We start from the raw sequence: 12,646 nt of genomic DNA on the forward strand, positions 1-12,646 counted from the left end.
GTGGAAGAGCGTTGGGATTCGTGAGTACTGCTGTCGCGTTAGGGGCTTTAAGCGGGCCGATGATCGGCGGGCTGATTATGGATTGGCTGAACTGGCATTGGTTGTTTCTGATTCACGTGCCGGTGCTGGCTATCGCTACGTTCCTGGCGATTCGCTACATTCCGGTAGATGGTTCCGGAACGTTTCAGACCCCGGACTGGGTAGGCGGGGTGCTGTTTGCGGCAAGCATTATCGCATTTATTTTCGGTATTTCCAACGGTAACGCCTGGGGGTGGACTTCTTCGGGCATTCTGATTGCGTTTGGCATAAGTGCAGCAGCGCTTGCCGGGCTGTACGGATGGCTGGGTAGACGCATGAGACAGAAGCGGGAGCCGTTTTTGAACCTTTCCCTGTTCGCCAATCCGGCGGTTTCGGTCGGAATGTATGTCGGGCTTGCTACCTTTGTTGCCGTATTTGCGACCCAGGTTACCCTTCCGTTTTATCTGCTGGGTGTACGGCATTTCAGTCCCACACAGACCGGCATTATGATTATGATGTATCCGGTGGCGCTTGGGGTTATGGGACCGATTAGCGGTTCGTTGTCTGATAAACATGGGTCGTCGAAAATTACGTTGATTGGTCTTAGCTGCATGTCCGGTGCACTCCTCCTGCTAAGCTTTATCGGCGCACAGACGCCGATGCTTCTTATCGCGGCAAGCCTGCTGGCCCTCGGATCCGGCATGGGAATGGTTACGTCGCCGAATTACAGCTTAATCTTGGGGAGCGTGGACAAATCGAATTTGGGCGTCGTCGGCGGCATGGTGGCGCTCGTTCGCAATCTCGGACTTGTGCTTGGCACGGCACTCGGTATCGCGCTTCTGGACTTTGCGTTTCCGGGTTCGATCTCCGAATGGATGGTAACGAAAAAGGCTGCGTTTGCGCCGTATGTCGTGGATGGATTAAGAATGGTATTTGTGGTTTCTCTGGCGTTCTGCCTGGTCGGCGTCGCGCTTTTGCGGCTCGTGCCGCGGGCTCGAATTCCACAATTAAAATAAGAAAGGGGGGAGCGCCATGAGCTATGGGCAATTGTTCAACGGTTTTTTTCGCGCCGGTATCCTGGGTTACGGCGGGGGCCCTTCCATGCTTCCGCTTATCCATGCGGAAGCCGTCAAAAAATACAGATGGATCGATGACGAGGAGTTTTCAGACATTGTAGCGCTGGCCAATGCGCTGCCAGGGCCGATTGCCACTAAAATGGCCGCCTATATCGGGTACAAACAAAAGGGGTTTCTCGGCGCCTTTGTCACCATTTTCGCCGTCTCGATTCCGGTGCTGGTGCTGATGATCGGGCTGCTGGGATTTTTGTTCCAGTTCCGGCATTCACCGATAGTAAAAGGGATGGTAGCGGGTATCCAACCCGTTATTGGGGTGATGATGGCAGTACTGGCATATGAATTTTTCAGTAAAGCATGGAAACAGGTAGAGAAAAGAGGAAAAACGTTTGTTATCCTGCTGACAGTAGCCTCAAGCATCCTGCTGACGGTGCTTTCGGTTTCTCCCGCCATTCTGATTGCCGTAGTACTGGCTGGCGCATTTTTGTTCTCGACACGAAAACAGCGGGCAGAGCGAAAAGTGCGGTCTGAAGCTTCGTATGAGACAGACCAAACCAGTACGGAACGGAGTGGATAGGCATGGTGTTATGGCACTTATTCTGGGCCTTTTGCGTAGCGAACATTCTGGGTTACGGGGGAGGGCCTCCCAGCATTCCGCTGATTCAGAATGAAGTGGTAAACCACTATGGATGGATGACGAATCAGGAGTTCGGAGAAGCATTCGCATTTGGAAATGCGCTGCCGAGTCCAATCGCTACCAAGCTGGGCGGCTACATTGGATATCAAGTGGCTGGCGTTCCTGGAGCTATCGCCGCGCTGCTGGGTACGATTGCCCCTTCGGCCATCGCGATGATTGTCCTGCTGCGGTTTCTGACACTATTTAAGACCGCTCCGCAGGTTAAAGCGATGACGCAGGGAATCCGCCCGATTGTCGCTGTGCTGATGGGCCTCCTCGCTTACGAATTTTTTCGGGATGCGGTGATTGGACCTGCCGGTATTCTGCATACCATTTTATTGGCCGGGCTTAGCTATCTATTTATGGAACGCATCAAGGTACATCCCGCCCTTGTCATTAGTTCCTCCCTGCTCTATGGAGCTGTGTTTCTGTCATAAACTTGTACATTTCCACAGCATCCAGTAAGCTTAATAGAAAGAGAATGAAGGAGGAATATTGTATGCAAGCTGATGCCTGGGTGAAAGAAGAACTAAGTCCGATTCGGGATAAAGTATACCGCTATATTAAAGACATGATTTTAAACGGTGAGCTGGTGGCGGGTGAGCGGATTGTAGAGCGGGAATTGGCGGACAAACTGAACATCAGCCGTACGCCGATTCGCGAAGCATTATTTCGCTTGGAGTCGCAGGGATTTGTCAAAACGTTGCCGCGCAAGGGCGTCGTTGTATCGAAAATGTCTACGGAAGAAATTATTGAAATTTTTACGATTTTATCTTCGCTGGAGAGTCTTGCAGTCAAGCTGGCGGCAACCAGGGTAACGGAAGAAGACAAGGCGAAGCTTGCCTCACAGATTGAGGAAATCGAGAAGCTGCTGGCCAGGGACGACCTGGATACGAAGCATCTGACCGATTTGCATATCGATGTAAACGAAACGATTTATAAACTGGCCAGAAGCCCGCGCCTGTATGAAATGCTGCACAGTTTGCTCGAATATATCCAGGCTTTTGCCACGGTCGGACAGGAAGTACCGGGAAGGCTGCGCAAATCGCTTGAAGAACACCGGGCCATTGCAATCGCCGTGCAGAGCGGAGACAGCGAGCTGGCCGAGCACCTGGCGAAAATTCATATCGCCAACTCCAAAGCAGCCTATCTGGAAGCGCTGCAAACGTAATGAATGGTTAATAAGGGGGCATACGATGAGCAACAAAATCAAAGTGGAATTTTGTCAGAGTAACATGAGCCGCCATGCTTCTTCCCGCGACGCCTTTGCGTTCGTGAAGGAGCATGCTCCGGCGGATGCGGTAGATGTAGTGGAGATGAAATGCGGCGGTATTTGTGTTGCCTGCAAGATGAGCCCTTACGCGTTAATCAACAAAAAATACGTAACCGCACTGGATGCGGACGAATTTTTCCAGCGCTTCAAAAAAGAACTGGAGAAGCAAACCGCAGCGGATACGACCAGGAAGGCGATATAATATGCGGGTAGAAAAGAAGTTGGCTCAGAGCGGTATCGTGCTGACCGATAACCCGGACATCACCAAATCGTATGTCACGTTGATACACGATAAGTACCATGTATATGTAAGCGGGATTCAGGCTCACTGTCCGAGCCATCTCTTCTATGATGGTAATATTATTGGCAGGCAGTTATCCCTGGAATGGTTGAAAGTGTGCGCACGGCGCAGCATAAGCAATCAGCTCAGCATGCTGAAGCGTATCGTAGAGGATTTAGATACGATTGACCATATTATTAAAGTCGTCTATTATATTAACGGTATTGGGACAAAAGAGGACTGGCGTCAAATTACGAACGAGACGACTGGTATATTGCGTGATGCATTTGGTCAAGCGGGAGACTGCGAAATATGCACCATCGCGCCGGTTCCGCTTCCGCCAGGCCAACCGGTGCAAGTTGACATTCTCGTCTCACTGCCTGCTTCAATTTTTCCGGGTTACCCATGGATGTATGAAGGAGTTAAGAGTAGTGGGTAGATCTATAATTTTTCGGTATACAATATACGAAAAGCCGGAGCTTATTTCTGTGAAAATCATGAGAAAAGAAGGAGGGGAAGAAGGAAAAAGATCCAGGGAAGAAAAAGGCCGTCGCCTTTTTCTACATTAAAATCCTCTCCTCATTCCTTCATCTTTTTTCCTTCGTACCACTAAAGTCAGCTGTTCTTCCCATCATTTTTATGTCGGTTGGTTTTCACTTCTTTGCTGTTCTTCCATTTTATTCACCCCGCTAATATTACAAATAGTGTTTACGAAAAAATGATACAGGGAAATCGCCGTTGGTACACGGGGTGTTCGCAGGAAAGAATTCCACGTGCTTCAGCTGCGGGAGAAGGTCAAACTCGAAATTTAGTAATTTCAGCCTGCAGTTCCTGAGCAAGCCTGCTAAGCGAGTCGGCGGCAGCCGTAACCTCTTCGATGGAGGCCAGCTGCTCCTGGGTGGAAGCGGCGACACCCTGTGTTCCGTCTGCAATTGTCTGGGAGATAAGCAGTAGTTGTTCTAAGGAGGATATCAGTTGTGCCGAACTGGCTGAAATCTCTTCTGCACCGGCTGAGACTTCTTGGATTTCTTCCGCCACATGCTGGACTAGTGTCACAATGCGGGCAAACGCTTTGCCTGCTTCACCTGCAATGGCGGTGCCGGCTTCCGCTTCATTCGTCCCATAATCCATCGCCTGAACGGCCTGCGCCGTACGATGTTGAACTTGGGAGATAAGCTCTGCAATATGTTCCGTTGATTGGCGGGATTGCTCGGCCAGCTTCCGCACTTCATCTGCCACGACGGCAAATCCTTTACCATGCTCGCCCGCCCGTGCTGCTTCAATTGCTGCGTTAAGGGCCAGGAGGTTTGTCTGGTCAGCAATCTGCTGGATGGTTTGGATGATATTTCCGATTTCTTGTGAGCTTTCTCCCAGCGTATGTATGACATTTGCAGACTCTTTCACCGAGTTTCGGATACTTTGCATCTGCTGTATCGTTTTAGTAATGACAGCCTGTCCTTGACGCGCTTCTTTTAACGTATCGGCGGCTGATTCGGATACCGTTGTGGTCGCTTCGGCGATACGGTGGATTGCCCGAGCGTTTTCTTCAACGACCAGCTTGCCTTCATTTACGCTTTTTAGCTGCTGGTCCGCTCCGCCTGACACTTCCTGGATAGCAGAAGCGACCTGGGTAGCGGCTTCAGACGTTTGTTCGGCGCTGGCGTACAGCTCTTTTGAGGAGACTGCTACCTGTTCGGAAGTAAAGCTGGCTTTTTGAATCAGCGCTCGAATGTTTTGCTTCATCTGATTGAAAGCATTTCCCATCTCACCCAGCTCGTCTCTGTTTTTAACCTGTACATCCGCACCGGATAGAACGCCGGTTGCGATTTCCCCTGCACTTGCGGCAATTGCCCGTACCGGAGCAGATATCAGACGGCTAATATACAATGCAATAAGACAACCGGCAGCCAGTGCAGCAAGAGAAATAACGAGAACAATCATCTCTATGGACGCTACGCGGGCAGATGTTTCTTCGCTTCCTTTTTGAAGCATTTGCTTTTGTATCTGGCCGAATTCTTCAGCTTTGGCAATAAACTGCATGGATAACGGACGTTCTTTTTCTACGATTAAACGCAAGTATTCTTTCGTGTTGTTTTGGTCCTTATAGAAAATCATCTGTTCGGCCGCGTTACCGTAAGCGGCCTGCAATCGATTCAGTTCACTCAGGCGCGCTTTGTTTTCAGGCGTATGGATGGCGGTGGACATTTCCTGGCTGGTCTTAGTATACTCGTTTTTCGCCGCCTGATAGTTTTGCAGACTACCTTTTTCCCCTGTCAACAAATAAGAGCGTAGCGACGCAGATTGTTTATTGGCAAGAGTAATAAGTTTTTCCACAATGATTATTTTTTTTACACGATCGTCAATAAGCTGCTTGTACACCTGGTCGACCGCTCTTAATTGGTAACTGGCAATGCCTGCAGCCACGCTAAAAATCAGAAGGACAGCAAAAAAACCAGAGAATAGCTTTTTTCTAATTGTCATCTGCATTGTTTTTTCTCCTTTTTCATCTTTATTTCGGTTCAATACCAAGCCATGTGGTTGACCGTTTGAAGCGTACCCATGTGTGGCGAGGGCCAGGCGACATTTGTGTAAAAAAGAAGCCGACCACAGAGTAGGATGATGAGTCTTTTTGCATTACGTAAAACATTAAATATTAAGACTATTATATCATTTAATAAATATAATTTGTTACAAAAATAACAGGCATAAAGACCCTGTTTGTTATTAAACAAAAAAATCCCGGCACCAATTCGTCATTTTCGAATGGTTACCGGGGAGAAAGTGGATTATACACCCGTTACAAAAGGTTCAGTATACTGCCGCAGCGCTTTCACAATACTCATCGCCACAATGTAGCCCGTTTTAGGATTGCCTGCTGAAGGGGTATTCTGCAGCGAGAGTTCAATCTTTCCGGCAAACCCTTCCGCGATAATTTGATGCGTATTGCGGGTAAGGGTCGGATCTACATATACCTGTACACGCGTCTTTTGAAAACCTACACCGGCTAGGCTAAGCGCAGCGGAGACATTTATACTCTCTGGAAATAGGAGCGCCGATTCATTGGCCGTACCGCTAAAAATAAGTGTAGGCTCAGTCACGGAATCCAAATCAACCTTTTCTTCTGCTATCGTCCCGTACCAGGCAGCCGGCGGTTTGCGTGTAATCAGCTCCACACGCTCGATATGTTCAAGCGTCATCGCCCGAATCCGATCCAGCCCTCCGATGGCAGCGGAAGGAACAATTAACTGGGTTCCATGCCGCGCTGCCGTCTCTTTTAATTCCTGCAGCAGCTTTTCTTCCGCAAGGGCTCCAATGCTTGCTACTACAAGGGAGGCCTGGTTTAATGCACGCGCCCCATAAGCTTTTACTGCTGCATGTCCGGCCGCTTCTACTATAACGTCGAGCTGTTGGGCAAAGAATCGTTCTTCGTCTGAAGTAATCAGGCAAGAGCCTGGCAGGTGGTACTCCCGCGTTTCATCCCGGACCAATGCCGCTTCTACTTCGATTTGCTCTCTATAGCGTTCCATACTATAAGAGGCGACCGCATGCCCGATAGTTCCCAGGCCAATGATTCCGATTTTTAATGTATTCACATTTTCCACCTACTTTTTGTATTTTGTATACCAAAAAGTATATAAGAAAATGAGGAAACAAGCTAGATTTAAGTTTTATCTTGTTAAAAAATAATAAATTTTAGTATATTGTATACCAAAAATAAATATGATATAGTATGAATAATTAGAAAACGAAAGGCAGGGAATATACAATGCAAACGATTGATTTCAAAACCAGCGGCAAAAGAATCGAGGTCGAAAAGGAATCAAACCTGCTGAGAATGTCCATTCGCTATGAAGGTGGAATTCCTTATAAATGCGGAGGAGGCATCTGCGGCACCTGCGTAGTAAAAATTGACGGCGGAGAAGAGAACTTAAGCAAAGTCAGCAAGAAAGAAATTGAGAAATTAGGAGAAAATTTGATTGCGCAGGGATATCGGCTCGCTTGTCAGACGTTTGTGAACGGCGATGTGGAATTGAATTGGGAAGAGAATCCGATTCGTCCGAAGCGAAAAGCCGCCGCAAAATAACTTTTTATTCGACAACCTCTCCCCCTGTACAGATGTGCGCAAAACAGGGAAAATAATAACAAAAGGAATGCGCAGGGGGAAGCGGCACGGTGAAAAAGCAAGCGGGAATGGTGCGGTGGAGCAGATATTTTTTGGTTCTCGTCACAGGGCTTGTGGTTGTACGTATTTTCTTTTTCGCGCCGTATGTAGTAGAGGGCATTTCTATGTATCCGACGCTTGAGAACCATGATCGTATCGTAGTAAACAAATGGATTTATTATATGAGAAATCCCCAATATGGTGATGTCGTCGTATTGCACGCCAACGACAAGGAAGATTATATTAAGCGCATTATCGGGATGGAAGGCGATGAACTGGAGCTTAAGGAAGGCGTTTTATATCGAAATGGAAAGGTGGTGGACGAGCCGTACATTAATGAAGCGACCCTGGGGGAGTTCGATAAAATCAAAGTCCCCCGCGCTTCGTACTTTGTCATGGGGGACAACCGGAACCGAAGCATGGACAGCCGAGAAATCGGGTTTATTTCCCGCAGCAGTGTAGTCGGAAGGGCGGAATTTATATTCTACCCGTTTCAGGATATGCAGCGTATCGAATAAGAGATAGAAAAAGGAGGATCAGGGTCGATCCTCCTTTTTATTTTCTAAACATCTATATCTGCGTATAGGTGTTTTTTCATCTGCGTCCATTTTACTTTGAAAATAAGCTTGCTCTTTGCTCCGTAGCCCATCATCCAGAAACCGTACGTCTCGTACATGAAGCTTGAGAAGTGCATCTTCTGCCAGAAAAGCAGATTTTCCGGAGCGCTCTCCAAAATGATGACCCAGTGGTGTTCTTTGGCCCATTCTTTCATGATGCCAACGAGGTCGGCACCGATGTTCTTTCCGCGCAGCGAATGGGGAATGCGAATCATACCGAGAAACATGGCCTCGTTTTTGTAATCGAAGACCAAATCAAGCATCACATTGTCAGGTGTCATGCCGGCATCCCTCATCTCTTCATCCGTACGGTAGAGATAATGGTTCTCGTTTTTTTGTTCCAAACGATACGGGATACTGTGTGTCTCGAAAACACGTTCGAACTCTCGCAAAATCTTCATCGTAATTCCTTTCCATCCATGTTTTGGCCGCGCATCTGGATGTTTGTGTGGATTGCTAGAAATTGTTTCCTCACTCAATATACATGGATTTTTCACAGGCCGCAAATATTGTTTTTAAACAATTTGTGAACAAAGAATAGACGCGGCTCAAACAAAGCGCTTTCATAGGAATGGGCTGTATTTTCGTGCTTTTTCACGGCTGAACGAGTACAATGAATAGAAAGAAAACATCGATGTGGAGGATGGCAAATAATGTATAAAGTGGTAGTGACGAACGATGACGGTATCCATGCACTTGGTATTCATAAACTGGTAAAATCGCTCGACGGATTGGCCGAGATTATTGTTGTAGCTCCCGATACGGAGCGCAGTGCCGAAGGACATCGGATTACGGTACGCGAAGGATTGACCGTGAAACAGGTCGATTTTCATGGCATGAATCATGTACAGGCATGGGCGGTCAATGGCACGCCTGCCGATTGTGTGAAGATGGCGATTAACGTCATTTTGCAGGAGAGGCCCGACCTGGTCATCTCAGGTATTAACGCCGGATTGAATCTGGGTAAAGACATTTACTATTCGGGAACCGTGAGTGCGGCCCGTGAAGCCGTTATTTATGAAGTGCCGGCAATAGCGGTATCTTATGATAATCATTTCTATAAAGACGACTTCGGCGAAGTAGAGAAATTAGTTCGTCCGATCTGGGAAGAGATTAAAATTCACGATATTCCTGTAGATGTATTGATTAATGTCAATATCCCGCATATTAAAGTGGACGAATTGCGGGGCGTAGTGGTCACCGGGCTCGATATTCATCATTACCGTGATCGTATCGATGAGAAGCCGGGTGTTTCCGGTGTGCCAGAATACTGGTTAGACCGTGAGTACGGTGAACTGAAAAAAATCAATAACAACGACTATCACATGATTCAAAATAAATACATTACAATGACACCGGTCCATATTGACTCCACGGATTACAAGTTCCTCAAAGAAATGGAGAAATGGAAAGTGATCAAGAAGAACTTTCTTGAGGAAAAGTAGAGGAGGTGCGGTTGTCCATGACAGATGAATGGAGAACGATAAAGCCGGAGGTGCTCCTGCCTGCAGGGCGCATCTCTCCCGGTGAGGAAACAATGGGAGACACGCTAAACCGGCTTGTGTTTCAGGATATATACAGAGCAGTCAGCGAGGATGGCGCTCGGTACTTTCCCCGGTTAACCGCCGCAGGTGACGTGGAGATCTGTATCGTATATGAAGACATTGAAAGCTTCAGCGAACAGGTGGACGCCCGTGTGTACCTGGATTTCTCGAGTTACAGGCAGAACTGGATAGCTGTGCTGTGGGTGGTGACGGACCCGGAGGACCCGCTCGGATATCCGCTCTCATTTCGTACAATGAATGAGGAAGAACGCTATCTGGCGGTTCGCTTTCTTGAACAGGAACACGTCTGGGTGCATTATTTGGTGGATATCGAAGAGGGAATCACTCATCTCTATTCGGAAGCTATTTCTTTTTCCGAAGAAGAAAAGGAAGAGGCGGGAAAGCTCCTTCTCGCTGCGTATCGGTATGATCCGGTCGGGCAAGAGGAAGAAGAGATGCCGGAGAAAACGATGGGCGGAGAAGAACTGGCCCAAAATCGCCTCCTTGAGAGAGGATTCGCTTTTTATTTTGATTATCGGTTAATGGAGAATAGGTTCGGCGAAGAGGGGGCGCGGGAGCAAGTCATGGGAGCTGTATATCGTTCCCTGTGGATGATGCATCGTCATCCAAATGCACAGGCGCGCGATGCCGAGTTGCTTATATGGGTCGGTGAGAAAACGGGAAAAAACCGGGCGGGGGAAGACACGCGCCTGCTGGTGGTAGCTATGACCCCGCAGTTGCTTGACGTGTACCAAATCGTGCATATGAGCGAGCTGGAAGCCAATCCGCTCGCCACGATGCTGATGGCGCTGACGGAGTATCAGTATCTCGAAGAGGAATACCCTCTTGAATACGGATACATCCCGATTGTCGGGTACGATGGCGGTACGATTACCCATATAGAATGGAACGAGAATTCGTTTTTTTGGCTGGATGAAGCATATATTGCTATGTATCCGGAGCATACTTCCAGCCCCTATCGCCTGTAGTCTAGGCTGAAAAACCATCACGTGTAGCTGTCTAGTTCACAGGATTTGTGGTAAGATAAGGGGAGAGGAAAGGAAGTGAGTTCGATGGGAAATTCTATCGTATAGGAGAAGTAGCAGCACGTGCACAGCTAAGCAAGCGTACGATCGATTACTATACGAACCTGGGACTTCTGAATGCGCAGCGTTCAGAAGCGAATTACCGCCTCTATCCGGAAGAGACATTGGAACGCCTGAGGCTAATTGAGTGCTTTAAGCGCCAGAAACTAACGCTTGAAGAAATTAAAGAGCGATTGGAGCAATGGCAGGTCGGCAGGGCACAGGGGGAAACGGCGGATGTTATGAAGTGCATGCAGGAGATACAAGGGGATATGCGCGAACTTGAAGAACGCGTACAAGAATTAACGCTGCGTCTGAAGAAGATGGATGAGAAGCAGGCGCGTCTGGTTGCCAGACAGCTATCGCTGCAGGGCAGTTCGCTTCTGCATACGCTGATGCTTTTGCTTGGCGATGCATCGTTTTAAGAACATAATCTTTGTGGAAATTTTTGAGACAAAGATAAGGAGGCAATATAACCGTGGTATTTACGTGGATGACTCCCTTGATTTTAGCGGCTTTTGCGCTGACCATCTGGGCGCAGTTCAAAGTGAAAGGGAATTTCAATAAGTTCTCTCAGGTTTCCGCACGCTCCGGAATGAGCGGTGCGGAAGTGGCACGGCGTATTCTTGATGATAACGGCTTGCACCATGTACCGGTGGAACCTGTACCCGGCACGCTGACGGACCATTTCGATCCGATATCCAACGTAGTGCGCCTGTCGGAGCCTGTATACTATGGCAATTCCATTTCTTCGATTTCTGTTGCCGCACATGAAGTAGGTCATGCCATTCAGTACAAAGAAGGCTATAGCATGCTGGTGCTTCGCCATCGCATGTTTCCGGTCGTAAATCTGACGTCCGGCATTGCGCCGTTCCTTTTGCTGGCAGGAATTTTCTTCAAGATGACGAACCTTCTGCTCATCGGGATTATTCTTTTTGCCGCAGCAGTGGCATTCCAGCTGGTTACCCTGCCGGTGGAATTTAATGCAAGCGCCCGGGCGAAGCGTTTGATGCTTGCGGAAGGGTTCGTGGCAAGCGACGAGAAGCGGGGCGTCGATAAGGTGCTGGGTGCCGCAGCGCTGACATATGTTGCGTCTACGCTGGTGGCGGTATTGCAACTGCTCGAATACATTTGGATTTTCACGTCTAACAATGAAGACTAATAGAAAATACAATGGGCTGCGTGTAATGTTCGCAGCCCGTTTATAAATCATTCAACCTGTGGTATAAATAAACTATATGGGTAGATGCGTGAGTTTTATATTTTTTGTTGCGACAAAGGAGGTGTATCTGTCATTCTCTAGAGTGACAGAGACTAGTTGAGTACTGACCCATTGTCTGCCTTACTTTACCTTGCTGCCGTCTTTTTTCTGGTCTTTTTAAACGGTTTTTTTGTGGCAGCGGAATTTGCGATTGTGAAGGTGCGGAGCACAAGGATTAATCAGCTTGTAATGGAAGGGAATAAGCGGGCCAATCTGGCGAAAAAGCTGACTGACAATCTGGATGCCTATTTATCTGCGACCCAGCTCGGCATTACGCTCGCGTCATTGGGGCTTGGATGGATCGGGGAGCCGGCTATCGCAGAGTTGCTTGGACCGGTCATGCAGGCGCTGTATGTACCGGAGACGCTTGTCCATACGCTCTCGTTTGTAATTGCTTTTGCGACGATTACGTTTCTTCACATTGTGCTGGGGGAATTGGCCCCGAAATCAATGGCCATTCAAAAAGCGGAGCCGACGACATTGTGGACAGCAGGACCGTTAATTTTATTCTACAAAATTATGTACCCGTTCATCTGGGCGTTAAATCGCGCCGCATTTTTCTTCCTGCGCTTTATCGGCATTCAGCCGACGACGGATCATGATTCGGCACATACCGAGGAAGAAATCCGAATTTTGATGCAACAAAGCCACAAGAGC

At 48.2% G+C, this 12,646-nt stretch carries 16 protein-coding genes; 13 read left to right on the forward strand and 3 right to left on the reverse strand.

What is annotated here, in order from left to right:
* From B2899_RS01160 to B2899_RS01185, 6 genes are all read left to right on the forward strand, one after another.
* On the forward strand, positions 1-1,034 hold a 1,034-nt coding region (locus B2899_RS01160), incomplete at its 5' end, for an MFS transporter (protein WP_286883420.1).
* A 16-nt stretch (positions 1,035-1,050) separates the two neighbouring features.
* Entirely contained in the window at positions 1,051-1,668 is a 618-nt protein-coding gene (locus B2899_RS01165) for a chromate transporter (protein ID WP_146808711.1), read from the forward strand.
* A 2-nt stretch (positions 1,669-1,670) separates the two neighbouring features.
* Positions 1,671-2,204 (forward strand): chromate transporter, encoded by a 534-nt coding sequence (locus B2899_RS01170; protein WP_146808712.1) that lies wholly within the window; start codon positions 1,671-1,673, stop codon positions 2,202-2,204.
* A 62-nt stretch (positions 2,205-2,266) separates the two neighbouring features.
* On the forward strand, positions 2,267-2,938 hold the full coding sequence (locus tag B2899_RS01175) for a GntR family transcriptional regulator (protein ID WP_146808713.1): 672 nt from the start codon (positions 2,267-2,269) through the stop codon (positions 2,936-2,938).
* 25 nt (positions 2,939-2,963) lie between these two features.
* Complete coding sequence (locus B2899_RS01180; RefSeq protein ID WP_146808714.1) at positions 2,964-3,242, forward strand: DUF1450 domain-containing protein; 279 nt, start codon at positions 2,964-2,966, stop codon at positions 3,240-3,242.
* A gap of 1 nt (position 3,243) precedes the next feature.
* Positions 3,244-3,759, forward strand: coding sequence for a hypothetical protein (locus tag B2899_RS01185; protein WP_146808715.1), 516 nt, complete (start codon positions 3,244-3,246; stop codon positions 3,757-3,759).
* 356 nt (positions 3,760-4,115) lie between these two features.
* Here B2899_RS01185 and B2899_RS01190 read toward each other — a convergent pair whose 3' ends face one another.
* Positions 4,116-5,807 (reverse strand): methyl-accepting chemotaxis protein, encoded by a 1,692-nt coding sequence (locus B2899_RS01190; protein WP_286883426.1) that lies wholly within the window; start codon positions 5,805-5,807, stop codon positions 4,116-4,118.
* 299 nt (positions 5,808-6,106) lie between these two features.
* Positions 6,107-6,913 carry an aspartate dehydrogenase gene (locus tag B2899_RS01195; protein WP_286883428.1) on the reverse strand — a complete coding sequence of 269 codons (807 nt, stop codon included), beginning with the start codon at positions 6,911-6,913 and terminating at the stop codon, positions 6,107-6,109.
* A 173-nt stretch (positions 6,914-7,086) separates the two neighbouring features.
* Between B2899_RS01195 and B2899_RS01200 the strand changes: the two genes are divergently transcribed.
* Positions 7,087-7,404 (forward strand): 2Fe-2S iron-sulfur cluster-binding protein, encoded by a 318-nt coding sequence (locus tag B2899_RS01200; protein ID WP_146808718.1) that lies wholly within the window; start codon positions 7,087-7,089, stop codon positions 7,402-7,404.
* An 89-nt stretch (positions 7,405-7,493) separates the two neighbouring features.
* Entirely contained in the window at positions 7,494-8,000 is a 507-nt protein-coding gene (lepB, locus tag B2899_RS01205) for a signal peptidase I (RefSeq protein WP_246147216.1), read from the forward strand.
* Positions 8,001-8,044: 44 nt separating this feature from the next.
* Here lepB and B2899_RS01210 read toward each other — a convergent pair whose 3' ends face one another.
* The gene (locus B2899_RS01210; protein ID WP_146808719.1) at positions 8,045-8,500 is read right to left on the reverse strand and encodes a hypothetical protein; all 456 of its coding nucleotides are present in this window, start codon (positions 8,498-8,500) and stop codon (positions 8,045-8,047) included.
* Positions 8,501-8,752: 252 nt separating this feature from the next.
* Between B2899_RS01210 and surE the strand changes: the two genes are divergently transcribed.
* The 5 genes from surE to B2899_RS01235 form a co-directional block, all read left to right on the forward strand.
* Complete coding sequence (gene surE, locus B2899_RS01215; RefSeq protein ID WP_286883432.1) at positions 8,753-9,544, forward strand: 5'/3'-nucleotidase SurE; 792 nt, start codon at positions 8,753-8,755, stop codon at positions 9,542-9,544.
* A gap of 17 nt (positions 9,545-9,561) precedes the next feature.
* Positions 9,562-10,632 carry a hypothetical protein gene (locus tag B2899_RS01220; RefSeq protein ID WP_286883434.1) on the forward strand — a complete coding sequence of 357 codons (1,071 nt, stop codon included), beginning with the start codon at positions 9,562-9,564 and terminating at the stop codon, positions 10,630-10,632.
* A gap of 101 nt (positions 10,633-10,733) precedes the next feature.
* Positions 10,734-11,153 (forward strand): MerR family transcriptional regulator, encoded by a 420-nt coding sequence (locus B2899_RS01225; protein ID WP_146808722.1) that lies wholly within the window; start codon positions 10,734-10,736, stop codon positions 11,151-11,153.
* A 68-nt stretch (positions 11,154-11,221) separates the two neighbouring features.
* Positions 11,222-11,890, forward strand: coding sequence for a zinc metallopeptidase (locus B2899_RS01230; protein WP_146808781.1), 669 nt, complete (start codon positions 11,222-11,224; stop codon positions 11,888-11,890).
* Between the two features lie 156 nt (positions 11,891-12,046).
* A partial coding sequence (locus tag B2899_RS01235) for a hemolysin family protein (protein WP_286883436.1) occupies positions 12,047-12,646 on the forward strand: 600 nt, incomplete at its 3' end.

Origin of the sequence: Aneurinibacillus sp. UBA3580 (assembly GCF_002375825.1) — a bacterium.
Taxonomy (GTDB): domain Bacteria; phylum Bacillota; class Bacilli; order Aneurinibacillales; family Aneurinibacillaceae; genus Aneurinibacillus; species Aneurinibacillus danicus.

Coding starts and splice junctions, on each gene's coding strand:
- B2899_RS01165 (WP_146808711.1), top strand. CDS start 1,051: ATGAGCTATGGGCAATTGTTCAACGGTTTTTTTCGCGCCGGTATCCTG.
- B2899_RS01170 (WP_146808712.1), top strand. CDS start 1,671: ATGGTGTTATGGCACTTATTCTGGGCCTTTTGCGTAGCGAACATTCTG.
- B2899_RS01175 (WP_146808713.1), top strand. CDS start 2,267: ATGCAAGCTGATGCCTGGGTGAAAGAAGAACTAAGTCCGATTCGGGAT.
- B2899_RS01180 (WP_146808714.1), top strand. CDS start 2,964: ATGAGCAACAAAATCAAAGTGGAATTTTGTCAGAGTAACATGAGCCGC.
- B2899_RS01185 (WP_146808715.1), top strand. CDS start 3,244: ATGCGGGTAGAAAAGAAGTTGGCTCAGAGCGGTATCGTGCTGACCGAT.
- B2899_RS01190 (WP_286883426.1), bottom strand. CDS start 5,807: ATGCAGATGACAATTAGAAAAAAGCTATTCTCTGGTTTTTTTGCTGTC.
- B2899_RS01200 (WP_146808718.1), top strand. CDS start 7,087: ATGCAAACGATTGATTTCAAAACCAGCGGCAAAAGAATCGAGGTCGAA.
- B2899_RS01210 (WP_146808719.1), bottom strand. CDS start 8,500: ATGAAGATTTTGCGAGAGTTCGAACGTGTTTTCGAGACACACAGTATC.
- surE (WP_286883432.1), top strand. CDS start 8,753: ATGTATAAAGTGGTAGTGACGAACGATGACGGTATCCATGCACTTGGT.
- B2899_RS01220 (WP_286883434.1), top strand. CDS start 9,562: ATGACAGATGAATGGAGAACGATAAAGCCGGAGGTGCTCCTGCCTGCA.
- B2899_RS01230 (WP_146808781.1), top strand. CDS start 11,222: ATGACTCCCTTGATTTTAGCGGCTTTTGCGCTGACCATCTGGGCGCAG.